The 23,293-nt window shown below is 47.6% G+C and carries 20 protein-coding genes and 1 pseudogene; 11 read left to right on the top strand and 10 right to left on the bottom strand.

The window, feature by feature from the left end; all coding sequences use genetic code 11:
• Window positions 1–104 precede the first annotated feature (104 nt).
• Window positions 105–1,193 carry an ABC transporter ATP-binding protein gene (locus ACVA6Q_RS00185; RefSeq protein ID WP_446646038.1) on the bottom strand — a complete coding sequence of 363 codons (1,089 nt, stop codon included), beginning with the start codon at window positions 1,191–1,193 and terminating at the stop codon, window positions 105–107.
• Between the two features lie 328 nt (window positions 1,194–1,521).
• Here ACVA6Q_RS00185 and ACVA6Q_RS00180 point away from each other — a divergent pair, with 328 nt between their 5' ends.
• The 7 genes from ACVA6Q_RS00180 (at window position 1,522) to galM (ending at window position 11,377) form a co-directional block, all read left to right on the top strand.
• Window positions 1,522–2,442, top strand: coding sequence for a carbohydrate ABC transporter permease (locus ACVA6Q_RS00180; protein WP_353498752.1), 921 nt, complete (start codon window positions 1,522–1,524; stop codon window positions 2,440–2,442).
• Window positions 2,442–3,293, top strand: coding sequence for a carbohydrate ABC transporter permease (locus ACVA6Q_RS00175; RefSeq protein WP_446646037.1), 852 nt, complete (start codon window positions 2,442–2,444; stop codon window positions 3,291–3,293). Before ACVA6Q_RS00180 ends, ACVA6Q_RS00175 begins: the two co-directional genes overlap by 1 nt.
• A 100-nt stretch (window positions 3,294–3,393) precedes the next feature.
• Entirely contained in the window at window positions 3,394–4,623 is a 1,230-nt protein-coding gene (locus ACVA6Q_RS00170) for an ABC transporter substrate-binding protein (protein ID WP_353498754.1), read from the top strand.
• A gap of 101 nt (window positions 4,624–4,724) precedes the next feature.
• A complete protein-coding gene (locus tag ACVA6Q_RS00165) occupies window positions 4,725–7,826 on the top strand; it encodes a beta-galactosidase (RefSeq protein ID WP_446646036.1) in 3,102 nt (1,033 codons plus the stop codon).
• 206 nt (window positions 7,827–8,032) lie between these two features.
• Window positions 8,033–9,085 (top strand): UDP-glucose--hexose-1-phosphate uridylyltransferase, encoded by a 1,053-nt coding sequence (locus ACVA6Q_RS00160; RefSeq protein ID WP_418642656.1) that lies wholly within the window; start codon window positions 8,033–8,035, stop codon window positions 9,083–9,085.
• Between the two features lie 59 nt (window positions 9,086–9,144).
• Window positions 9,145–10,311 carry a galactokinase gene (gene galK, locus ACVA6Q_RS00155; protein ID WP_446646035.1) on the top strand — a complete coding sequence of 389 codons (1,167 nt, stop codon included), beginning with the start codon at window positions 9,145–9,147 and terminating at the stop codon, window positions 10,309–10,311.
• Between the two features lie 31 nt (window positions 10,312–10,342).
• The gene (galM, locus tag ACVA6Q_RS00150) at window positions 10,343–11,377 is read left to right on the top strand and encodes a galactose-1-epimerase (RefSeq protein WP_446646034.1); all 1,035 of its coding nucleotides are present in this window, start codon (window positions 10,343–10,345) and stop codon (window positions 11,375–11,377) included.
• Between the two features lie 6 nt (window positions 11,378–11,383).
• Here galM and ACVA6Q_RS00145 read toward each other — a convergent pair whose 3' ends face one another.
• Entirely contained in the window at window positions 11,384–12,046 is a 663-nt protein-coding gene (locus ACVA6Q_RS00145; RefSeq protein ID WP_446646033.1) for a cupin domain-containing protein, read from the bottom strand.
• Window positions 12,047–12,166: 120 nt separating this feature from the next.
• Window positions 12,167–12,424 (bottom strand): annotated as a pseudogene (locus tag ACVA6Q_RS00140) (hypothetical protein); the annotation flags it as partial.
• 151 nt (window positions 12,425–12,575) lie between these two features.
• Here ACVA6Q_RS00140 and ACVA6Q_RS00135 point away from each other — a divergent pair.
• Window positions 12,576–12,857: a hypothetical protein gene (locus ACVA6Q_RS00135; protein ID WP_446646032.1), complete on the top strand. Its 282-nt coding sequence runs from the start codon at window positions 12,576–12,578 to the stop codon at window positions 12,855–12,857.
• Between the two features lie 19 nt (window positions 12,858–12,876).
• On the opposite strand, the gene ACVA6Q_RS00130 is transcribed toward ACVA6Q_RS00135, so the two are convergent.
• Window positions 12,877–13,113 (bottom strand): hypothetical protein, encoded by a 237-nt coding sequence (locus tag ACVA6Q_RS00130; RefSeq protein ID WP_446646031.1) that lies wholly within the window; start codon window positions 13,111–13,113, stop codon window positions 12,877–12,879.
• A gap of 408 nt (window positions 13,114–13,521) precedes the next feature.
• Between ACVA6Q_RS00130 and ACVA6Q_RS00125 the strand changes: the two genes are divergently transcribed.
• The gene (locus ACVA6Q_RS00125; protein WP_446646030.1) at window positions 13,522–16,146 is read left to right on the top strand and encodes a cellulose-binding domain-containing protein; all 2,625 of its coding nucleotides are present in this window, start codon (window positions 13,522–13,524) and stop codon (window positions 16,144–16,146) included.
• A gap of 76 nt (window positions 16,147–16,222) precedes the next feature.
• On the opposite strand, the gene ACVA6Q_RS00120 is transcribed toward ACVA6Q_RS00125, so the two are convergent.
• A complete protein-coding gene (locus ACVA6Q_RS00120; protein WP_446646029.1) occupies window positions 16,223–17,098 on the bottom strand; it encodes a DMT family transporter in 876 nt (291 codons plus the stop codon).
• 92 nt (window positions 17,099–17,190) lie between these two features.
• On the opposite strand from ACVA6Q_RS00120, the gene ACVA6Q_RS00115 reads away from it, so the two are divergent.
• Entirely contained in the window at window positions 17,191–18,078 is an 888-nt protein-coding gene (locus ACVA6Q_RS00115) for a LysR substrate-binding domain-containing protein (protein ID WP_446646028.1), read from the top strand.
• On the opposite strand, the gene ACVA6Q_RS00110 is transcribed toward ACVA6Q_RS00115, so the two are convergent.
• A complete protein-coding gene (locus ACVA6Q_RS00110; RefSeq protein WP_353498769.1) occupies window positions 18,075–18,479 on the bottom strand; it encodes a PPC domain-containing DNA-binding protein in 405 nt (134 codons plus the stop codon). The genes ACVA6Q_RS00115 and ACVA6Q_RS00110 overlap by 4 nt on opposite strands.
• Window positions 18,480–18,619: 140 nt before the next feature.
• Between ACVA6Q_RS00110 and ACVA6Q_RS00105 the strand changes: the two genes are divergently transcribed.
• Window positions 18,620–19,192, top strand: a complete 573-nt coding sequence (locus tag ACVA6Q_RS00105; protein WP_446646027.1) for an acyl-CoA thioesterase — start codon at window positions 18,620–18,622, stop codon at window positions 19,190–19,192.
• Between the two features lie 47 nt (window positions 19,193–19,239).
• Here ACVA6Q_RS00105 and maiA read toward each other — a convergent pair whose 3' ends face one another.
• The 4 genes from maiA to hppD are packed head-to-tail and all read right to left on the bottom strand — an operon-like array spanning window position 19,240 to window position 23,112.
• Entirely contained in the window at window positions 19,240–19,878 is a 639-nt protein-coding gene (gene maiA, locus ACVA6Q_RS00100) for a maleylacetoacetate isomerase (RefSeq protein ID WP_446646026.1), read from the bottom strand.
• Between the two features lie 10 nt (window positions 19,879–19,888).
• Window positions 19,889–20,899: a fumarylacetoacetate hydrolase family protein gene (locus ACVA6Q_RS00095; protein ID WP_446646025.1), complete on the bottom strand. Its 1,011-nt coding sequence runs from the start codon at window positions 20,897–20,899 to the stop codon at window positions 19,889–19,891.
• Window position 20,900: 1 nt separating this feature from the next.
• A complete protein-coding gene (locus ACVA6Q_RS00090) occupies window positions 20,901–22,034 on the bottom strand; it encodes a homogentisate 1,2-dioxygenase (RefSeq protein ID WP_446646024.1) in 1,134 nt (377 codons plus the stop codon).
• Complete coding sequence (gene hppD, locus ACVA6Q_RS00085; protein WP_446646023.1) at window positions 22,027–23,112, bottom strand: 4-hydroxyphenylpyruvate dioxygenase; 1,086 nt, start codon at window positions 23,110–23,112, stop codon at window positions 22,027–22,029. Before hppD ends, ACVA6Q_RS00090 begins: the two co-directional genes overlap by 8 nt.
• Window positions 23,113–23,293: the final 181 nt, after the last annotated feature.

Below are 23,293 nucleotides of genomic sequence, written 5' to 3'. Positions count from 1 at the left end.
GAGTATTAGAACTCGTTTCATATAAGAGTTCAATTTGTATGTTTAACAGTATGTTGTAAGCATTTGAATCGGGTTTTATTTTCAAAGCTCACTCGCATTATTTGCTATAAAGTCACTCGTTGACCGTCGACATCAAACAGATGCACATCGTCATAGCTGCAGCTAATGGCGACTTCCTCAAATTTGTTTACAGCCTGATCGCCCGGTAGGTGCACCTTGAAGCCATCGACCCCAGAAGCTTGGCCGAACAAATACGTACTGTTGCCTAGCCTTTCGACGACTTCACTTTGGAATTCGAATCTAACCGGATTGTCGTGATTAAGCGTAAGGTGCTCTGGTCTGACGCCTAGGGTAAGCGCATCACCGGCTTTTGGTGCTTGCTCCGCAGTTCTTGGCAATGTGAACTGCTCACCTTTCGCGGTTTTAACAGTAATCTCTTGTTCGTTCACTTGCTCAACATGAGCTGGAATGAAGTTCATTTTTGGCGATCCGATGAAGCCTGCTACGAACTCATTTTGTGGTGAGTGATACAGCTCCAGTGGACTACCCACTTGCTCAACTCGGCCATCTCTTAGCACTACAATTTTATCGGCCAGTGTCATCGCTTCCACTTGGTCGTGAGTGACGTAAATCATGGTGTTGGCAAGGTCTTGGTGCAGCTTAGCGATCTGCAAACGCATATCGACGCGAAGCTCGGCATCGAGGTTGGAAAGTGGCTCATCGAACAAAAAGACCTTTGGATTACGTACTATCGCACGACCAATCGCGACTCGCTGCCTTTGACCACCAGAGAGTTCTTTGGGTTTGCGCTTGAGAAGCTGCTCAAGTTGCAGTGTCTTGGCGGCATTTTGCACCTGTTTATGGACGTACTCTTTAGGGTGGTTATTCATTTTAAGGCCAAAGCCCATGTTCTCTTCAACTGTCATGTGTGGGTAGAGAGCGTAGGACTGAAACACCATAGCCACCCCGCGTTCAGCAGGATCGACATCGTTTACCTTTTCATCATTGATAAAGATCTCACCGTCACTGATCTCTTCTAAACCGGCGACTAGGCGCAGCAATGTCGACTTGCCGCAGCCCGATGGACCAACAAACACCACAAATTCGCCATCGTTAATGTCGAGATCGACGCCGTGAATGGTTTGTACCTTGCCATAGCGTTTGATGACTTGGTTTAAGCGGATGTCAGCCATAAGAACTCCTCGTTATGCAGACAAGTGGCAGCATGAATATGCGTGAATGCCAGTTTTTTTGAATACCATGACCATACGCGCTAATTGACAATTTGTTAGCTGTCAAACCGAGAATAGTTGATCGTGATCATAAATTGTTAACGACTTTGAGTGAAAATTGTGGAAACGTTTACAGTTTTCATTTTGAGCAGTACAACATTTCACCATGTTGGCTAATATTCGAGTGTATTTTCACTAAAACCCATCTAAAACAGTACTTATTGTTGATATTTTCAGAAATTAATGACTGTTAACAGTATGTTGCGGTGGGGTAGGGAGTCACCTTGAAATGGAACAATCTGTGAAAACGGTATACCCACAAAATCAGCTACCGTCACAGCGACGCAAAAGTCGTATTAATACCCAAGTCGCGCCATGGATATTTTTGGCGCCAGCGATCCTAATTTTTTCTGTTTACGTCATCTATCCAATTTTGGACAGTATCTGGCTGAGCTTTTATGAATGGGATGGATTGGGTGAAAAAACTTGGGTGGGTCTCGACAACTATCGAGAGCTTTTTGACTCAGAAGCCTTCTATACCTCACTTAAAAATAACTTTTTGTGGTTGGTGTTCTTTATGTTGGCACCACCTATTGGATTGGCTATTGCGCTCTTTCTCAATCAACAAGTAAGAGGGATTCGCGTAGTTAAATCACTGTTTTTCTTTCCTTTTGTCATCTCTCAAGTGGTGGTGGGTCTCGTCTTTGCGTGGTTCTATGACCCTTCTTTTGGTCTATTTAACATCGTACTTGGCTTTTTCGATATTGAAGCCATTGCGATTTTGTCCAACGAAGATTACGTGACCTACGGGATCATTGCCGCCGGTCTGTGGCCGCAGATTTCCTATTGCATGATCTTATATCTCACTGGTTTGAATAACTTGGATCCAGAGCAGTTGGAAGCTGCGCGCCTTGATGGTGCCAAGAAACTGCGCATGCTTTGGTATGTGGTGTTGCCTCAGCTTCGTCCAGCGACGTTTATTGCTATCGTGGTTACGGTTATCGGCGCACTTCGCTCGTTTGACCTAGTGGCGACCATGACAGCGGGTGGCCCGTGGGGGAGCTCATCCGTGCTCGCTTATCAAATGTACGAAGAATCAATTTTCAACTACCGCATGGGTTATGGCGCCTCGGTGTCGGTTGTTCTGTTTTTGATTATGGATATCTACATCGCTTACTTCTTGTGGCGAATGCTAAGGAGTGAAAAATAATGTTCCCACAACCGATAGAAAAATCTGGACGCTTTACCAATATCAGCTATCGAGTGGCGCTGCCGATTTCGATTGTGATGTGGCTGCTGCCGCTAATCGCGGTGATGATGACGTCGATCCGTTCAATGGAAGACATCAACAAAGGTAATTACTGGGGCTGGCCGAGTGATATTCAGTTTGTTGAAAACTACACGCAAGTGTTTACGGCAACGCCGATGGGCCAGTATTTGCTGAACAGTTTGATCATTACTTTACCGGCAGTGGCTGGCGCGGTGGCGCTGTCTACGTTGGCAGGATTTGCGCTCGCGAAGTATAACTTCAAGGCCAATATTTGGATCTTTGCGATGTTCATTGCTGGTAACTTTGTACCGTTCCAAATCCTGATGATTCCAGTGCGCGATCTCACCATTACCTTTGGTCTCTATGATACGCATTGGGCGCTTATCTTCTTCCACGTCGCCTTCCAAGCCGGCTTTTGTACCCTGTTTATGCGCAACTTTATTGTCGGCATCCCCGATGCATTGATTGAGGCGGCACGCGTTGAAGGCGTGAGTGAAATGAAAATCTTCTGGCACGTAGTATTGCCGCTTGTCAGGCCGGCACTAGCCGCACTGTCTGTGTTGGTGTTTACCTTTATTTGGAATGATTACTTTTGGGCGCTGGTTTTAGTGCAAAGCGATGAAGTGCGCCCCGTAACGGCAGGATTGAGTGCATTGAAAGGGCAGTGGTTGGCGTCATGGCAGTTTATTTCTGCTGGTGCCGTCGTCGCTGCAATTCCTCCAGTGGTGCTGTTCTTTACCATGCAGCGTCACTTTATTGCTGGTCTAACGTTGGGAGCAACCAAAGGTTAATCCCGATTTAGCCGCACAATCAGTGCTGGTTGGCGACGACCAGCAAGCTATAACGATAACAATGGAGCCTGAGCGCAAGCTCGACAATAAGGATCTTACTATGAAAATTGTGAAACACCTCGCTGCTACCGCCATACTTGGCGCGTCCCTCTCAACAACCGCTTGGGCGGGCGAGTTAGTGATTAACTCGGATCAAGCAGACCCTGCACCAAAAGAAGCGTGGGCTGAAATCGTGAAACGATTTGAAGCTGAAAACCCAGACATTACGGTGAAGTACAACTTGTATGATAAAGAAGCGTACAAGACGACGATTCGTAACTGGCTGGTCACCTCTCCGCCGGATGTTGTGTTCTGGTATGCGGGTAACCGAATGAAAACATTCGTTGATCGTGGACTATTGGAAGATGTAAGTGACATTTGGGCTGACAACAACATGGCTCAAGACTTTAAATCGGCAGCACCAGCAATGACGGTGAATGGTAAGCAATATGGTGTGCCTTACACCTACTATCAATGGGGTGTGTACTACCGTAAAGACATCTTTGAGAAGTATGGTATCGCTGAACCAAAAACGTGGGATGAGCTAAAAGCGGCCGCTGCGACACTGAAGAAGAATGAAGTGGCGCCTTTTGCTATCGGTACCAAATACCTATGGACTGCAGCAGGTTGGTTCGACTACATCAACCTACGTACCAACGGTCTTGATTTCCATATCGACTTGATGGACGGCAAAGTACCTTACACTGATGATCGAGTGAAGAAGACCTTTGCAAACTGGGCTGAGCTAGTGGAACCAGGCTACTACCTAGACAACCACGCGTCATACTCTTGGCAGGAAGCGCAGCCGTTCTTGTACAACGGTGAAGCGGCTATGTACCTGATTGGTAACTTTATTGCTCCTAACTTCCCAGCTGAACTTGATGGCAAGATGGGCTTCTTCCAATTCCCAGTTATCGATCCTGCTGTGCCTATCGCAGAAGATGCACCAATGGATACCATTCATATCCCAACCAAAGCGAAGAACAAAGAAGATGCACGTAAGTTCCTAGCGTTTGTTGCCAAACCAGAGATCCAGCAGCTGGTAAATGATGTCCTACTGCAAATCCCAACCAACAGCAAAGCCAAACCTGCGGATGATGAGTTCCTAAACATCGGTGTGGAAATGTTGGCAGAGGCGAGTGGTACGGCGCAGTTCTATGACCGCGATACTGATCCTGCGATGGCGAAAGAAGGCATGAAAGGGTTCCAAGAGTTCATGGTGAAACCTGAGCGTGTGGATCAAATCCTAAAACGTCTTGAAAAAGTACGTCAACGCACGTTTAAGAACTAATCTGTAAAGCGTTTAAATAACGATACCAATGAGCGTTTCCAAACCATTGGAGCGCTCTTTTTGTTTCAAAGAAGTTGTTAATGGAACCATAGGAAGTAGAGATGAGAACTTTTGCCCAAGTGATGGCGGCACGAGAGTGGGAAAATCAACATGTTGTCCAGCGCAACGTCCTCACCGCTCACGCGCCTTTGCATGCCTACAGCAGTATTGAGCAAGCTCGAGTTGGTCAAGCATCAGACAATCAAACCTCACTCAATGGGCACTGGCAGTTTACCTTGCTGACCGCGCCAGAGGCTATGTCCGAAGCCTTTATTGAACCAGATTTTGATGATGCAGACTGGCACTCTCTTCCTGTTCCAAGCAACTGGCAATTACACGGTTTTGATAAACCAATCTACACCAATGTGAAGTACCCATTTGTCGATAATCCCCCTTACGTTCCAGAGCAGAACCCGACAGGGGTGTATCGTAAAAGCTTTGATTATTCACCACGAGAAAATACGTCCACCACGATAACTTTTGATGGTGTTAACAGTGCATTCCATCTGTGGTGCAACGGACATTGGGTCGGGTATTCACAAGACTCTCGACTGCCGGCTGAGTTTGACCTCAGTCAGTATCTGATATCGGGTCGTAACCAACTAACAGTAATGGTGCTGAGATGGTCTGACGGCTCTTATCTTGAAGATCAAGACATGTGGTGGCTCAGTGGCATCTTCCGTGATGTTACTTTGCGCACTAAACCCATAAAGCATATAGCGGATGTGGAGACTGTGGCCAGCTTGCAATCTGGCTATCGAGATGGCCTGTTAACGGTGACGACGACGGTATCCTCGCCGAGCGACAAATTTAACGTCAACGTGGCGCTATTTGATGTAGCGGGTAATGAAGTAGCCGCGCAAAACCAAGCATTTGGCATCGAATTTGTTGATGAAAAAGGTGCGTGGGACAACAAAGCGACTCATCGCTTGTCGATAGCCGATGTGAAAGCTTGGAGCGCCGAAGCGCCGCATTTGTATCGCGTTGTGGTGTCACTCATCGATGACCAAAATCAACTCATCGACTGCGAAGCCTATTCGGTTGGCTTTCGAAATGTCGAGATCTTAAATGGTCAGCTCTGCGTCAACGACAAGCCACTTCTGATCCGCGGCGTCAATCGTCATGAGCATCACCCAGAGCTTGGCCATGTCATGACTCGTGAGGCGATGATAGAAGACATCAAACTCCTCAAGCAAAATAATTTTAACGCGGTACGTACCGCGCACTATCCCAACCATCCGATGTGGTATCAACTGTGTGATGAGTTTGGGCTGTATTTAGTCGATGAAGCCAACATAGAGACCCATGGGCAAGTGCCGATGTGCCGTTTGTCTGATGACAGCGAATGGCTGAACGCTTATATGCGACGTATGGTGAATTTGGTCGAGCGAGATAAAAACCACCCGTCTGTGATTGTATGGTCGCTTGGCAATGAATCGGGCATCGGTGGCAATCATCATGCAATGTATCAATGGGTTAAACAGCGTGACCCATCGAGGCCAGTGCAGTATGAAGGCGGCGGTGCGATGACGGCGGCGACGGACATAATTTGTCCCATGTACGCGCGCGTAAATTGGGACTTGCCTGTGGTTGGGCATCAGCCAGAAGTGACTCCGCGTATCGGCATCAAAAAGGCCATAGCACTACCAAATGAATCACGGCCGCTAATCCTATGCGAGTACGCCCATGCGATGGGCAACAGTTTGGGAAGCTTTGTCGACTATTGGCAAGCGTTTCGCGACCACCCAAGATTGCAAGGTGGTTTTATTTGGGATTGGGTCGATCAAGGCCTGAGTAAAGTGGATGATAAAGGGCGTCACTACTGGGCGTACGGTGGCGATTTTGGTGATGAAATTAACGATCGCCAGTTCTGTATCAACGGTTTGATATTCCCTGATAGAACAGTGCATCCCGCCTTATTTGAAGTAAAAAAAGCGCAGCAATATTATCAGTTTAAGCTGGTTAGTGAGCAGCCACTCACTATTGAAGTAGAAAATGAGAATCTGTTTGTTGCCAGTGACAATGAAATGCTTTGCTGGCAACTGCTCCAAGATGGCACGCCGATTACCTCTGGCAAGTTAGCCATAGCAATTCTGCCTGGGCAGAAACAGCAGATTACCTTATGTGAGGTTATCGATAAGCAGCCAGGCTCCGAGTACCACCTCAACCTAGAAACCAGATTGATTGAAGAGACGCCGTGGGCAGAGGCGGGACATGTCACTGCGATAGAGCAAATAGAATTGCAAACCTTGCCGATGCTTTTGGTGCCTCAAACGCCACTTATCGCTCAGTTAGCAGTTGTGAAAGCGGAGCAGCGTCTCTCGGTGGTGAGCGATGATATCGCTTTTGAGTTTGATAGTGCCGCCGGCTATCTTGTGAGCTGTAAGGTTCGCGGCGTGGAGAAGCTAACGCAGCCGATTAAAGACAACTTTTGTCGAGCGCCTATCGACAACGATATCGGCACCAGTGAAGCCAATAAACTTGATCCCAACTCTTGGTTTGCCCGCTGGCAAACTGCAGGCTTGGCGAACCTAACTCGTGGGTGCCATTCCTTCGACTATGACGAGGCTGAGGGTGGTGTCAATGTCACCTGTGTTGCCCTCTACAGCAACGATCAGGCGCCAATCATTTCCAGCACTTGGCGTTACCACATTGATACTGAAGGTCAACTGACAGTGGATGTGGATGTTGCGTTCGCCAAAGGCTTACCACCAATGCCAAGAGTGGGGTTGGAGCTCGGGCTATGTCATCAGACACAAGAAAACACCCTAGTGGAGTGGCTTGGACGCGGGCCGCATGAAAACTACCCTGACCGAATTGGGTCAGCGCACTTCGGTCGTTATCAACAGCCACTGCCTAGCATGCACACTGATTATATTTTCCCATCGGAAAATGGTCTGCGTTGTGATAGTCGTGAGTTAAAGGTTGGCAGTTTGACAGTGAAGGGCAAGTTTCATTTTTCTGTCAGCGAGTTCAGTCAACATAGTTTAGCTGATGCTAAGCACACCAACGAGCTTGAAAAAGATGACTGCTTGTATGTGCGCGTCGATGGTTACCACATGGGGGTAGGAGGCGATGACTCTTGGACACCAAGCGTTCACAAGGCTTATCAACTTCGCGAACAACGTTATCGATATGAGGTAACACTAAGATTTGATGCCTAAGTTGAAGGTGTGTAACCGTTATCAATAACTTCACGGATTCACCATTAGTATCAAGGTAGCAATGCCTTAATACAATGTATTTATTAGTGAGGTTTGATGATCATTTTGTGTAAACGTTTTCATTGTCGCGAATTGGATCACGGATCGAGCGAGACAAGGCTTGATAAGATGTTTAGCGGCGGGCAATTAACCTATTGAGAGAAGCTATGACCGACATTCAGTTTGACCCAGTGGATCATCCACATCGTCGTTACAACCCATTGACCGGGCAGTGGATCTTAGTATCACCACATCGCGCTAAGCGTCCTTGGAGTGGTCAAGACGAAAAGCCTGCTACTCAAGCGCTGCCGAGCTTTGATGAAAACTGCTTCTTGTGTCCAGCTAACGCTCGCATTTCAGGAGATGTGAACCCGGATTACCAAGGCACTTATGTGTTCAGCAATGACTTCGCGGCACTAATGCCGGATTCACCCGATGCGCCGCAATCCGACAACCCCTTATTCAGAACTCAAGGGGTACGCGGTTTAAGCCGAGTGATTTGCTTCTCTCCTGATCACAGTAAAACCTTGCCCGAGCTCAGCGTCAGTAAAATCAGAGGCGTTATCGATACCTGGAATGAGCAAATTGAAGAGCTCGGCAAAGAATACATTTGGGTGCAAGCGTTTGAGAATAAAGGCGAAACTATGGGCTGCTCACAGCCGCATCCTCATGGCCAGATTTGGGCGAACAGCTTTTTGCCAAACGAAATCGAGCGCAAAGATAAGCACTTACGAGAGTATTTTGAGCAGTATGGCTCAAATCTGTTGGTCGATTACGTAGAGGCCGAGCGACAAGACGGTTCACGAACTGTAGTTGAAACGGAGCATTGGCTTGCCGTTGTGCCTTACTGGGCAGCGTGGCCGTTTGAAACCATGTTGCTACCAAAAACGCATGTTCGCCGCATGAGCGAACTCAGCGACGAGCAGCGAGATGATTTGGCTGTTGCCATGAAAAAACTGACCAGCCGCTATGACAACTTATTCCAGTGTTCTTTCCCATATTCCATGGGTTGGCACTTCGCACCGTTCTTTGAAGCTAGTGAGGATATTGAGCATTGGCAGTTGCATGCCTTGTTTTATCCTCCCCTGCTGCGTAGCGCAACAGTGAGAAAGTTTATGGTGGGTTATGAAATGCTCGCCGAATCGCAGCGTGACTTAACGGCAGAGCAAGCGGCTGAGCGACTAAGAGCGTTGAGTGATGTGCATTACAAAGAGCAGTAACCACCCTATTTTAAACGGCGGCGACGCCGCCGTGATTAGCCAAGGATTGAGGGCGTATTATGTCTGAATTAATAACTAACGTGAAAAGCGTGTTTAAACAGGTATTGGACTATCAACCGACCCATATTATTCAAGCGCCAGGTCGAGTGAACCTAATTGGCGAACATACTGATTATAACGATGGCTTTGTGTTGCCCTGTGCCATTAACTACCAAACGGTCGTCGCTGCTGCAAAGCGCGAAGACAGCTTCATTCGTTTGGTGTCGGTCGATTATGGCAATGATACCGATGAATTTGACCTATCTAAACCAATAGAGTTTTTGCCCGGGAAAATGTGGGCAAATTACATTCGCGGCGTGGTGAAATTCTTGCTAGCCCGAGGCTATACGTTTAAAGGTGCGGATATTTGTGTCACAGGCAATGTCCCTCAAGGTGCGGGGCTGAGCTCTTCTGCAGCGTTGGAAGTGGTGATTGGGCAGACCTTTAAAACGCTTTACGATCTCGATATCAGCCAAGCGGAAATCGCGCTCAATGGCCAGCAAGCTGAAAATGAGTTTGTGGGTTGCAACTGCGGCATTATGGATCAAATGATTTCCGCCAAAGGCGAGCAAAATCATGCCATGTTGCTTGATTGCCGAACTTTAGAGTCGCAAGCGGTATCGATGCCTGAAGCAATGGCTGTGGTCATCATTAATTCCAACAAGCAGCGCGGTCTTGTTGACAGCGAGTACAACACACGGCGATTGCAGTGCGAACAAGCCGCTCAGATTTTTGGCGTCAAAGCGCTGCGTGATGTGAGTATTGAAGAGTTCAATCAAAACCAACAAAACTTAGACGATGTAGTCGCGAAGAGAGCACGCCACGTTATCACGGAAAATGACCGAACCCTTGAGGCTGCGAAGGCATTGCGAGCTCAAGACATGAAACGATTGGGCGAGCTTATGGCTGAATCACACGCTTCAATGCGCGATGATTTTGAGATCACCGTGAGCGAGATAGATTGCTTAGTCGACATTGTCAAAGATGTGATTGGCGACCAAGGTGGCGTGCGAATGACAGGCGGCGGCTTTGGCGGCTGTATCGTCGCACTAATCCCGCCAAGCCTAACCGATGCAGTCAAACATGCAGTGACCGAGAAGTATCAGCTAGCCACTGGTTTACAAGCCTCGATTTATGTATGCCAAGCAACGGCTGGAGCCGGTGTTGTAGAAGTACTTGAGTTTTGAGAATGACTTACTTTGAGATAAGAGGATTGCGATGACAGCCATAATGAGTGGACTTGCAGCGGACGGCAAGCCGCCTTCACTGTACACGCTGTCGAATACTTCTGGCATGGAAGTGACAGTGATGGATATTGGCGCGACATGGCTTAGTTGCAAGCTCCCTGTCGGCGATGAAAAACGAGAGGTGCTACTGGGCGTTGAAACGATGGAAGACTTTGCACGTCAAAAAGTCTTCTTAGGCGCGACAGTAGGCCGCTTTGCCAATCGAATTGCTGGTGGAAGATTTGAGCTTGATGGCAAAGAGTGTCAAGTTGCGACCAACCAATCAGGCAACTGCTTACATGGCGGTTTGGAAGGCTTTGATAAGCGACGTTGGAGTCTGGTTGATACGAGTGATAGTAGCGTTGAGCTCAGTTTAGTTTCAGCCGATGGTGATCAAGGTTTCCCCGGCGAGCTAACGGTGAGTGTTCGCTATAGTCTTAGCGAACAAAATCAGGTGATTATTGACTACAGTGCGACAACAACCGCGGCAACGCCGGTGAACTTAACCAATCATGCTTACTTTAATCTTTTAGGTGCTGAGTCTGAAGAGGATGTGTTAGGTCATAGCTTACAAATTCGTGCTGCGCATTATTTGCCAACCCAAGCTGATGGCATTCCTTTTCAAGAAGCGGAGGCTGTCGCGGGAACCAGTTTCGATTTCAATTTAGCGAAACCTATTTCAACTCACTTATTGGCTGATGCGCAGCAACAGCAAGCAAATGGGTACGATCATTGTTACCTTTTAGAAAGCCAAGATAACGAACCTATTGCGCGTCTTATTTCTCCAGATAGTCGTGTTGAAATGAGCGTATTTACGACGAAACCGGGAATGCAGCTGTATACGGGTAACTGGCTAGCGAATACACCCAACCGTCTAGGTGGGTTGTACAAAGATTATCAAGGGGTTGCGTTGGAGACTCAGTTTTATCCCGACTCGCCCAATCGCAATTGGAAAGAGTCAGATGCGATTCTTCGACCTGGCAATCAGTATAAGCACAGTACAAGTTACGAGTTTGCCATCAAATAAACTCGACTATAAATGCCCAGTCTTGACGTAAATAAGCGCACCATCTTCTTTGGTGAAGGGGGTGTGCTTGCTAAGGTGAGGACTACGGATCCAAGTGCCTTTAGGGTATTCACCATGCTCGTCATAAAAGGTGCCTTCCAGTACCAATATTTCTTCTCCGCCCCAATGCTGGTGGGCATTGAACTGGGTATTGGGCGCCCATTTCACTAACGCAACATGCTCCGCTTCAAACTCATGCAAAGGCATCACGGTGAGTCCATCGACCAATCCTCGATACCATGATTGCTTTAATGTATTGATGCAAAACTGGGCTTGGTCTTGCTCATTGAACTGGTGAAGTTTGACAAAAATAGTCGCACCATCAGAGCCAATTTTCGGCGTATGTGCGCTGCCAATGGGATTACGCACATAGCTGCCTGCCGGGTAGTCGCCGTGCTCATCGGAAAAGGTGCCTTCCAAAACGTAAAACTCTTCACCGCCGCTGTGGGTGTGCGCTGAAAACGCGCTGTTTGGTTCATAGTGTACGATGGAAGTCACCCGTCCCACTTCATCACCAATGCGGTCTAAACGCATGCGACTAACGCCCGGCATAGGAGAGTCAACCCACTGGTAGTCACTGGGTCGTATCACTACGCGCTGGTCAAAATCGGCGTTGATTAGAGTTTCCATGTTTTGCTTTGTCCTTAGTAAGTTGCCATGAGTGGTACGGATGTCGCCGTTTGTATCGATCACATCATATCGTCATATCTATGATAGTTTGAAACTGAAAAGAGCACGAATTCGTGCTCTCAGCCCGTAGCGCGCGGCTGCTAGGCGTTTAATATCAATGGTGACATAACGGCCGCCAGCTACTCGTTCGGCATAGATTGAAACGGTGCCCGCGATGTCATTAAGAATGGGCTCAAGGTTGGCACCAATCTCCCCAATCACACTAAGCTCAGGCCCTGCGATCTTAATCCCTATAGGGGTCTTGATACCCGTTGCAAGCATGTCAATACGGGTTTTGATTGGCATCACCCAAGCGTTCGTTAGTCCCGGAAACTGAACTTTTTTGCGTTATCTGTTCAATAGTTTTTCAAAATATAACGCACATTAGTGCAGAGTTCGGTGGTGGGGGGGGGGACAACAAACAAACTCGACATTGCGTAGGTATTTTCTAATCTGTTTGAAGTACTGGTTCACAAATGAGGATGTTGGCATGCGACGAGTTGTGATGGGATGTTTGTCTATAGCGGCCTTTACCGCGTATGCTGGGTTAGACCCTGACGTGAGTAATGAAACGCTCGAGTCTGCGAAGATTTCAATGCAAAAACATTTGGAACAAGAAGGACTCACAATTGATGACGCTAAGTTGTCTCTCGCCTATAAAGATGGTCGTAACAAGAGTACAGTCTATTTTGAAGTTGCTGAGCATGATGGCGGCGCAGAAATCTACAAGGTCGTTTGCTCTGATGAAAAGTGCCACCTACAGTACCGTTAACTCCTAATGCTTATTGATTTTATTTTGATAGGCGTGAAATCAACGTTTCGCGCCTCAGCTCCAATATCTCTTCAATCAACTTTTCTTGTGCATTGATGCCAAAATGTTCAGCATAGCGTTTTACCTTCTGAATTTGGCTCGGGTCGAGCTGATAGACTTCGCGTTTAAGCCTTGAGCGCGCCTCACTTTTTATCAAGCCTTGTGATTGCATCAGACGCACGATAGTGGCGTCCATAGGGTGTCTGTGTTGTTGCATAACGTTTAATTAACTGACCGATTGACGTTGGTTTCGTTTGATTGTTGCGATGCAAGATAGTGACAAAGTGTGACAGCTTTATTGCAAGGTGTTTAATAAGCGTTTGAGTTTTTGCAAGGAATTCTGAGTTGTGATAACGCGCTAAGGTAAGCAAAAATGAGCGGAAAATTAGTATTCAACAGAGCTTTGTTCAATACTTGAACTTATTTCCAATTAATAATTAACTCATTATAAATTTGCATTTATTTTGTGAAATCTCCCGCATCTGATCATTATTATTGACCTATTTCCTGATAACCTGCCTTTGTGCTGCTAGCATATTTTTAGCTATTAAATAACGAAATGGTTTCTATTCGCTCTTTTTTGGCTCGTGAAACAGAAAGATATTCTCTTTAGAAAGGTATAAATATGTTTAGGATGAACAAGGTCGCGCTCTCTATAGCGTGCCTAGTGTTTAGCAGCCATGTGTTTGCTGCTGAACCTTATGATGCCACTCAGACGTATTCTGGTGGTAGCCAAGTAACGGTGGATGGTACCACCTACGAAGCTAAATGGTGGGTTGGGGCAGGTCAAAGCCCGACGGACATTTATGCAAATGAATGGGATTCTCCATGGAAAGTAGTCAGTGGTGCTAATCCGTCACCGGAGCCTTCACCAGAACCAACCCCTGATCCTTCTCCTGAACCAACACCGGATCCTTCTCCTGAACCAACACCGGATCCAACGCCTGAACCGACACCGGATCCAGGCACGACTCCATCGAGCGGTGCTTGTGCCGACTTTAATGTTTATCCAGATTGGACGCAAAGCAACCACGCTACGGCTGGCGACATCATGGTTAACGAGAATGTAGCGTATAAGGCTAACTGGTGGACGTCTTCTATTCCAGGCAGCGATAGCAGCTGGGCAACGCATCTGGATTGTGGTGGAGCTTCTTCTGAGCCCAGCGCGAAGCTTGCTCTGCCAAACCCTCTTGATCCGGTAAGGTTAGAAGTAGCGGGATGGCCAAGTCATTTGGTGGTGGCAAGTCCTGCCACACTTGATGCGCCTGCTAGCCAATACTTTGCAACGAATAGTAGCCAAGATCTGGCTGACGTTACTAAGTTGACCAATATCTTTGTCGCACTCATTCAAACCGCTGAAGCGGCGGGTAGCAGTTCGATTGTACTCACATCTGATGTCCTTGATATAGCGACTGCCGATAAAGGGCAAGCGCTTGGTACAGTGGCGGTCAAACAAGCGTTAACGGCCGCAGTGGCTTCAACCGCAAGTGCGATTGAAGCGAGTGCCATTAATGCACTGACTGATGATGTTAATGGCTGGGCGCAGGCTCATAACCTTATTATTTCCACTTTAGCGCCTCAGGCGACCTTTGGCTGGACATTAACTATTGGTGACTTTGCTTTCAATCCTCATTCCGGTAAGCGAGCTGTTTGGAATGCTGCCTCTTCATCTTCTGCAGATCTGCTCTCAAGTTTTGCACTTTATGACGCAGGTTCGACAACCAGAGCCGATTTCATCGCCTTTACTAAATCGACGGATACGGCGGCATTATCTGATGAGCAGTGGTACTACGCCCTAGAATATGTGAAGCAAATCTCCGATCACATTCGTACCCCTGCACTGCTAACCTCGATGCCAACGTCGCAAACGGTCAGCTACTTCATGGGGGATTTGTCTAAGCAAGGTCAGTTGCGTAAAGCTGCTCACAGCAATGTATTTGCGATTTTGTTTGATAGTGAAACTGTAGAGCTCACCAATAAGATTGAGCAGTACCAAACCGCTAAGTTACCACTCTACTACGTAGGAGAGAGCATCACTAACGGTCCTCTTACGCGTATCGCTGCACTTAACGGCGAGCTGGCGAGTGCGGAAAATGCAATGAATAATCAAGCATTCCTGTATGAAGTCTCGCAAGGCAACTGGGCACCGTCGACTGTGTATAAATGGGCAGATTTCTTAGCTGGCCTTAACTCTATGCACAACGTGGGTGTTGCTGGAAATACGTTCTGGCTATTGGATGAGACCGTAGACGATGCCACCAATGCTAAGTACGCAAAAGTAGCGATTGCTGCTTTCCTATCACAAAGCATGCAAGAGACCATTCGCTATAATGCCTGTGACGAGAACAACTGGTCAGAAGTAAGATACGGCGCGGCGGTTAACTACCCAATGACAGCGAGTTGTGGTCAGTTGGGTCAGAAGTACGCAGATTATGGCATGGATCCAGTGACAGGTGTTGATCATCCATATTCGTGTCCGCGCGATCCGAAAATGGAAGTGAGCGCTTTGACCAATGCTAAATGGTACGGCGCACCGGCTCCGATTTTTGCAGCGCCAGACTCCGTGCTTGCAGAGAAAGGACTCCTCGTGAATGGGAATGTTGGCCGCTGGACCAACGATGGTCACTGTATGGAAGTCCCATCGACTGTCGACAGTTCACAACAAGTATGGGAGCGTGCCGACTGTAAAGTGTACGAAGGTCAAAAGGCCGGTAAGTTTATTTGGGATGGAAGCGATACGACTGGAACGGTTGAAGGCTGTGGTTGGTGGGGACGTGGTGTTATTCAAACGACTGGTCGCCAAAACTTCGGTACTCTAAACCACTTTATGGGACGTTCGCATGTTGACCCAGATACCGTAGGCACTACTGTGAATGGTGTGGTGGTGGAAGCACCTCCGGCCAACCCTCTATATGCTGATTTGGATTTCTGTTCAAATCCAGGCTTGATCTGTAGCTCTGAGGAGAATCGCGAAATCAAATGGATTGCGGGTCTGTTCTATTGGGTTTCTTCGGTTCAAACCTACAATGACGAAGGTGGTCCATACGCGGCTTGGAACTATCATACTGAGCTTAAGAAATATGTAGACGGTGGAATGCAAGGCACTGAGTTTATCGATGCGGTGTCAGGTATTGTTAATCGTGGCTGTCCAGATAGTACGTGTCCGGTGAGTGGTAAAGTTCACGCTGTTAAGGAGCGACAGGACAACTTTAAGTTAGTGTTGCAAACACTTGGACTGAATCCTCAATAACTCTTTCTCTGAGAAATATAATAAAGGCTTCCAGTTTTGGAAGCCTTTGTTTTTAGAATCAGCGACAACAAAAAGCTTAGGTTGTCGGTGATTTACAATCCAGTTTGCGCTGTTTCCGTTCGTGTTTGGTTAGCCAGATTATGGGCACTACAATCATCAAAGTGCCTATAGCCATATAGATATCTGGCATTTCACCAAACCACACTAAACCCACTGCTACCGCACCAATCAAGCCACTGTATTCTGCGCTGGCGATTTTGTTACTATCGACTGCACGGTAGGTCAAAACACACGTGGCTGCGTAGATCAATATAAACATGCTAGATAAGGCGGCAGTAGGGAAAGCGCTCCAGTCCCACGGTTGCCCTTCTATAGCAACTAAACACAAAGAAGCTGGGATCCCTACTAAATTAGTGACCAACAAAGTTTGGACTACGGATTGCTGCTTAGGCAATTTGCGAATCAAAAGGTTATTAACGGCTATGGATAACGCTACAACTAAAGCGGCCAAGGCGGCAAAGTCGATTTGGTCGGGACGAATGATCACGATTACACCAATGAATCCCATTATTGCAGCGGCAATGGTTTGTGAAGAGAGCTTCTCGCCAAAAAATAACGACGCTAGAGGCAACATCATTAGTGGAGCTGCGTAAAAAATAGCGTTTGCGGTCGCCAGCGGCATTGCTGAGATAGCGTAGACCATAAAAATCGCCCCGAAAAGCCAGACATGAGCGCGGACAGCGTGCCATTTTATGCCCTCGTACACGTTATGTGGTCGTGACCAAAGGAAAAAGGGTAGTAAAATCAATACCGCAGATAGCTGTCTAAAAAACACAAACTGAAACACCGCAACCTCGTTACCAACGCTTTTAATGAGGGCATCGGACAGGATCGCAATTTGGTTTCCAAAAACTAGCAGCAACATTGCTACTCCGACAGACATTGGTTTCATGATTTACTCCTGATGAACTTTACCAGAGCATAGGTGATGACATAGGATGAAGTGAAATGATAAATATTTTCTTACTATGAGATATTTAGATAATGAAACTTCCTCCTTTGCGATCAGTACACTGCTTTGAATCCGTTGCCAGAAACTTAAGTTTCTCTGAGGCAGCACAGGAGCTCAATGTGACTCAAAGTGCCATAAGTCATCAAATCCGTGTTCTCGAAGAGTACTTGGGTGAGAGTCTATTTCTACGGCGAGGACGAAAACTGTCTTTAACTGAGACAGGTGAGCGATACCTTGAAGAGATCAGTCCTGCCATTGCAGCCATCGCTAAAGCGAGCCAAAAGGTTCGGGAGGGAGAGCAAGGCTCGATTCGTTTAGCTCTCTATAGCACACTTGCGGTTAAGTGGTTGATCCCAAGGCTTTCAGACTTTAAACGGCGCCATCCCGAGATAGAATTAACGCTCAATATGGTCACCGAAGATCCTAAGCTGTCGGATAGCGTAGGGGATTGCTTTATTACATTAGAGGCTCCTAAAAGCCAATTTGTCGCTAAGTTTTTGTACAGTGAAACGCTTTACCCTGTCTGTAGTCATCGTATTTGGAAAGCGATCCAAGGTGCACCTTTGCCTGATGCTTTATGGGAATACCCCATCCTTTCAACAGACTCAGTCTTTCGTGAAAGAGGAAAAGACTGGGTGAAATGGTGTGAAGTGGGGGGCTTTGAATTACCAAACAATCTAGACATACAGCACTTTAGTCATATTTTACTTGCGGTAGAGGCGGCGAAGTATGACCAAGGGATCACCTTCGCTAATGACTACATGATGACGGAAAAAGATAAACAAGATCTTATGGTTATCCCCACACATGGTTTGGAAACTGGAGATAGTTTCTACTTAGTGTATAAAGAAAGTCGTGCAAGACAACCTGAGTTAATTAAATTTGCACAGTGGCTCGCCGAGCAATGCCAGCATGATTAGCGATTTTGAGGAATCACAAGTTCACTGAAACCTGTGGTGGGGTCGTACTCACGAGTAAATACGTTATCGGTGTAGTTGTGGATAATTAGTTCTACTGTCGTGTCGACAATACACCCTTCTAAAAGATGGCCTCCGAGCACCTCACCAGTACGAGTAGCGACTGAGAGGTGTACATGTTGATGTGAAGCCGTGAGCGTCCCCATCACTGATACAATCTCGAAAGAACCCTCTAAAGTGATAGTTTCCTCCGCTCCAGCAAGTCTAAGGGTCGCTTTTGTTAAACAACCGACACAAGAGGCAATGGTACCTGCATTCAGTTCTAGTTGATCGACGACGTCTCTAATAGCCAGCTTTAGATCTGTTCCACGCTGGAGTCGTACTGCAAACGGTAATACTGACATTTTGTTGGATTCCAATTCTAGTGAAAGCTCTATTCTCCGATATCAATGTTAATCTTACATCACAAAATTCATTTCAATTAGAGTAAAAATTCAATCTCCGGTCTATGGTTACAGATCAGCATTCAAAGATGAGTAATAACATGTACCCTTTTTTAAGACTGGCCAAGACCATTTTTCAATCTAATAAGAAGCCAGCCATCAGTTATACCCAACAAGATGAAATCGAATTTCGTTGTCATCCATGGGACATCGATATGTTCATGGAAATGAACAACGGTCGCATTCTTACTCTTTATGACTTGGGACGTACGGCGTTATCGGTCAAGTGTGGATTGATGCGTACTCTCAAACAAAACCGTTGGGGTTTAGTGGTCGCCGGAAGTTCGGTTCGCTATCGCAAGCGCGTGCGTATGTTCGACAAGATCACCATGAAAACCCTGTGTGTCGCTACCGATGATAAATGGTTCTATCTTGAGCAGTCGATGTGGGTAAAAGGACACCCTTGTTCTTCGGTTCTGATTCGCGCAGGCGTCACCTCGAAAAACGGTATTGTGCCCCCTCAGCAAGTGATTGATGCTGCGGGCGAGCAGCCAATGACAAGTGATATTCCAATGTGGGTGCAAGAGTGGATAGATTCGGAGCAGCATCGCCCGTGGCCGCCAACTGCGAGCGAAAGCCCCGGAAATGCTCAAATTCAAGTGAGCGAACAATAAAGGCCAGTACTCTGGCCTTTTCTCGTATCTACTTGATGTCGTGTTAGCTAAGCAGCGTCGCTTTGATTCTCTGGCTTGGCGAGTTGAAAAGCTTCGAGGCCGTTAAGTCTATGGGCTATCCCAGCAATGTTTGGGTAGCCAGACAGGTCAACACCAAAGCGTAGCGCGTTGTACACCTGCGGCACCAAGCACACATCGACAAGACTCACTTCGTCACCAACACAATAGGTACCACAAACTGGTGCCAGCTTTTGCTCAAGTGCTGTGAAGCCTGTATTGATCCAATGCTGCATCCAATGTACTTTCTCTTGCTCATCGATTTCAAAGCGCTGATTTAAGTGCTGGATGACCCTTAAGTTGTTGATTGGATGAATGTCGACAGCAATATCTTGCGCCAGCGCTTTAATCAAGTAACGCTTCTCTCCCTCGCTCGGTGTCAGTTTGTGCTCTGGATAACGCTCATCCAAGTAATCGATGATGGTCAGCGATTGATTGAGTGTTATTTCACCATCAACTAACACTGGCACCAGTTCATTCGGGTTGAGTGCAGCGTACTCGGGTGAATGCTGCTGCCCCCCCTCCTTGATGAGGTTTATCGGTACGGACTGAAACGAAATACCTTTAAGGTGTAACGCTACCCTTACCCGATAGGCAGCCGATGACCGCCAGTAGTCATATAGAATCAAATCATGACCCTCAATGCTTCTCGACCGTTTGCTCAATCGCACCGAAGATGGATTGCCCGCTTTCGTCCAGCATTTCTATTTTGATGCTATCGCCAAAGCGCATGAACGATGTCGTTGGCTGACCATCGCGAATGGTTTCAATCATCCGTCTCTCTGCAATGCATGAATATCCGACGCCACCTTCTTCAATGGATGTGCCGTATTCGGTGCCTTGCTTGTTCGAGACTGTGCCTGAGCCGACGATGCAACCTGCCGACAGCGGTCTAGTTTTCGCAGCATGGGCAACGAGCTCTGCAAAATCGAAGGTCATATCAACACCCGCATTTGGGTGCCCGAATGGTTCGCGGTTGTAGTGCGAAATCAGCGGTAAGTGGACTTTGCTACCGTGCCATGATTTGCCAAGTTCGTCGGGAGTAACGGCGACTGGAGAAAAGGCTGATGAAGGCTTGGATTGAAAGAAGCCGAATCCTTTAGCAAGCTCTCCTGGAATGAGTCCGCGCAGCGATACGTCATTGACTAACATGAGCAGTCGAATGGCGCTGTGCGCTTGCTCTGGGCTTGCTCCCATCGGGACATCATCAGTAATGACCGCGACTTCGCCCTCAAAGTCGATGCCCCACTGTTCGCTTGCCATTACAATAGGTGCGTGTGGTGCCAAGAAGGTGTCTGAGCCACCTTGGTACATGAGTGGGTCGGTCCAAAAGCTCTCTGGTATTTCTGCGCCGCGCGCTTTGCGAACCAGTTCTACGTGATTGACATAAGCCGAGCCATCCGCCCATTGGTAAGCGCGTGGGAGAGGAGACTCACATTGCGACTGCTCAAACGGCATCGCTTGTAGCAAAATGCCTTGGTTAAGGCCAAGGTAAACTTCGTTGAGAAGAGGCTCAAGTTGCTGCCAATTATCGAGAGCCGCTTGAAGCGTTGGAGCAATTTCAGGCACGGCAATGCATTGGCTGAGATCGCGACTGACGACAACCAATTGACCATCACGGGTGTTATTGTTAAGTGTGGCTAATTTCATATCAACTCCCTGCTTTCCAACTGTAAACGTATTCGCGGTTTTCCACCGCCTCGGCTTCGACACTGTGCTCAAGCGCATTGCGCGTATCTATCATTACCGCGACCTCGTCAGTAAAGGTTTTCTTGGCTTCCAGCCCGGCTTTGAATGCTTTTGGGTGAGGGCCGTGTGTGAAGCCGGCGGGGTGGAACGTCATCATGCCCGCTTCGATGTTATCTCGACTGAAGAAGTCCCCTGCGTGGTAAAACAGCACTTCATCGTAGTCATCATTGTTGTGGTAGAACGGAACTTTCAGTGCACCGGGATCGCTCTCAATAGGTCTTGGTACAAAGGTACAGACCACAAACCCATTGCCGACGAACGTGGTATGCGCTGACGGTGGTAGGTGATAGCGATGAGACATCAATGGTCTGATGTCCCGCCAGTTAAGCTTGAGTACCGATAAGTCGCCGTGCCAGCCAATCGCATCCAGCGGGTTAAACGGATAAGTGATGGTGTTGATTTTGTTACCGCGCTTGAGTGAGACCGTGGTTTGCTCCTCACTGTATTGTGCTTTAAAACGCTCATTAATCGCTGGAGGTTCAAGCACAGCAGGGTCAAACACCGCGTGTTGGCCAACAATGCCTTTTTCTGGCAGGGCAAACGCGGCGCCTGTGTTTTCAATCATTAAGATGAACATCGGCGCCTTGGGTTCTAGCCGCCAGTTGGTTGAACGAGGGATCAGCACATAATCGCCTTCTTCAACTTCAAGATGGCCATAGTCACAATAGAGGTCAGCGCTGCCTTGATGAATAAACAGCAGTTCATCACCGTCACCGTTACGAGCAAGACCTGACATTTTTTCCGCTAGCTTCCAGACTCGCACTTTACATTCGCGGTTCTCAAGGATGCTAGGGGCAGACCAAGGTGACGCTTGGTGAGCAGATTCAACATGATTGAGGTTAAACGCACGAGGCTTGAGTTCACCCTCCCATTCAGACCACCCGGTTGGCGCATGCTGGTGGTGAAAGTGACTGGCAGGACCAAAGAAGCCTTCTCGACCTGCTTCACGCTCATAAATCGCCTCGTCTGGAAAGTCGGCATGAGCCTGCTTAGAATAAGTCCCCTCACGATGAGGGAACGTTGGCCATTTACGCATTATCGGTTACCTCGTTTAAGACGCCGCGACGGATTTGATCTTCTTCAATCGATTCAAACAGCGCTTTAAAGTTACCTTCGCCGAAGCCTTCGTTGCCTTTGCGTTGAATGATTTCAAAGAACACTGGACCAATAACGGTTTGGGTGAAGATTTGAAGTAAGATGCCATCTTTCATCGGTGCACCATCGACAAGAATCCGCAGTTCTTGTAGACGGCTTACGTCCTCACCATGACCTTTGACTCGAGAATCGACTTTTTCATAGTAGGTGTCTGGTGTTGGCATAAAGTCCATGCCGCGATCGCGTAGTGTTTGCACCGTCTGATAGATATCGTCCGTGGTCAGTGCGATGTGCTGGATACCTTCGCCGTTATACTCACGAATGAACTCTTCGATCTGCGATTTATCGTCAGAAGATTCGTTGATAGGGATGCGGATTTTGCCACAAGGTGCTGTCATCGCACGGCTCACCAGCCCAGTGAGCTTACCTTCAATATCGAAGTAGCGGATTTCTCGGAAGTTACCGATACGTTCGTAAAAACCGGACCAGACATCCATGTTGCCCTGCTTAACGTTGTGAGTCAGGTGATCAAGCTCGTAGAGACCCACATCTTGCTCGGCTAGGCGTTTTTGCGCATCTGGGTAGAACTTAAAATCCACATCATAAATACTGCCGCTTCCGTAGCGGTCGACAAAGTAAAGTAGGCTCTCACCAATGCCGTAAATAGCGGGAATGCTTAATTCCATAGGTCCTATCTCGGTGACATACTGCTCGCCACCATTTTCTAACGCATGTACCATCGCTTTGGCCGCATCCTCTACGCGAAACGCCATACCACACACAGATGGACCGTGAATGCGCGCGAACTCTTCTGCTTGGCTGTGTGGCTGCGCGTTGACGATAAAGTTGATGTCTCCTTGACGATATAACCAAGCTTCTTTTGAGCGGTGCTTAGCAATCTCAGCGAACCCTAACGAGTCGAATAGGCGTTTCAGATCGTTAATACCGTCGTCAGTCGCTGCTGTGTATTCAACGAATTCAAAGCCATCGGTTCCAAGAGGGTTGAAGTTGATAGTCATGGTCATTTCCTTTTGATAGTCAATCGGTCTCCTTCGTTGGAAGACCTTGTTGTAGGGTGTTGACTTAAATTTGAGCAAAATTGAGGGAAAAGGGAATAGGGTCAGTGCGTTAGATAAAAACACAGTTGGCGAATTGGCTGTGTAACAAATTTGCTACAAATCGTTTGGTGTGATCGGGGGT

Source organism: Vibrio sp. DNB22_10_4 (assembly GCF_052879755.1).
The sequence above is the reverse complement of the archived record's forward strand: the minus strand, read 5'-3'. Positions and strand labels throughout refer to the sequence as shown.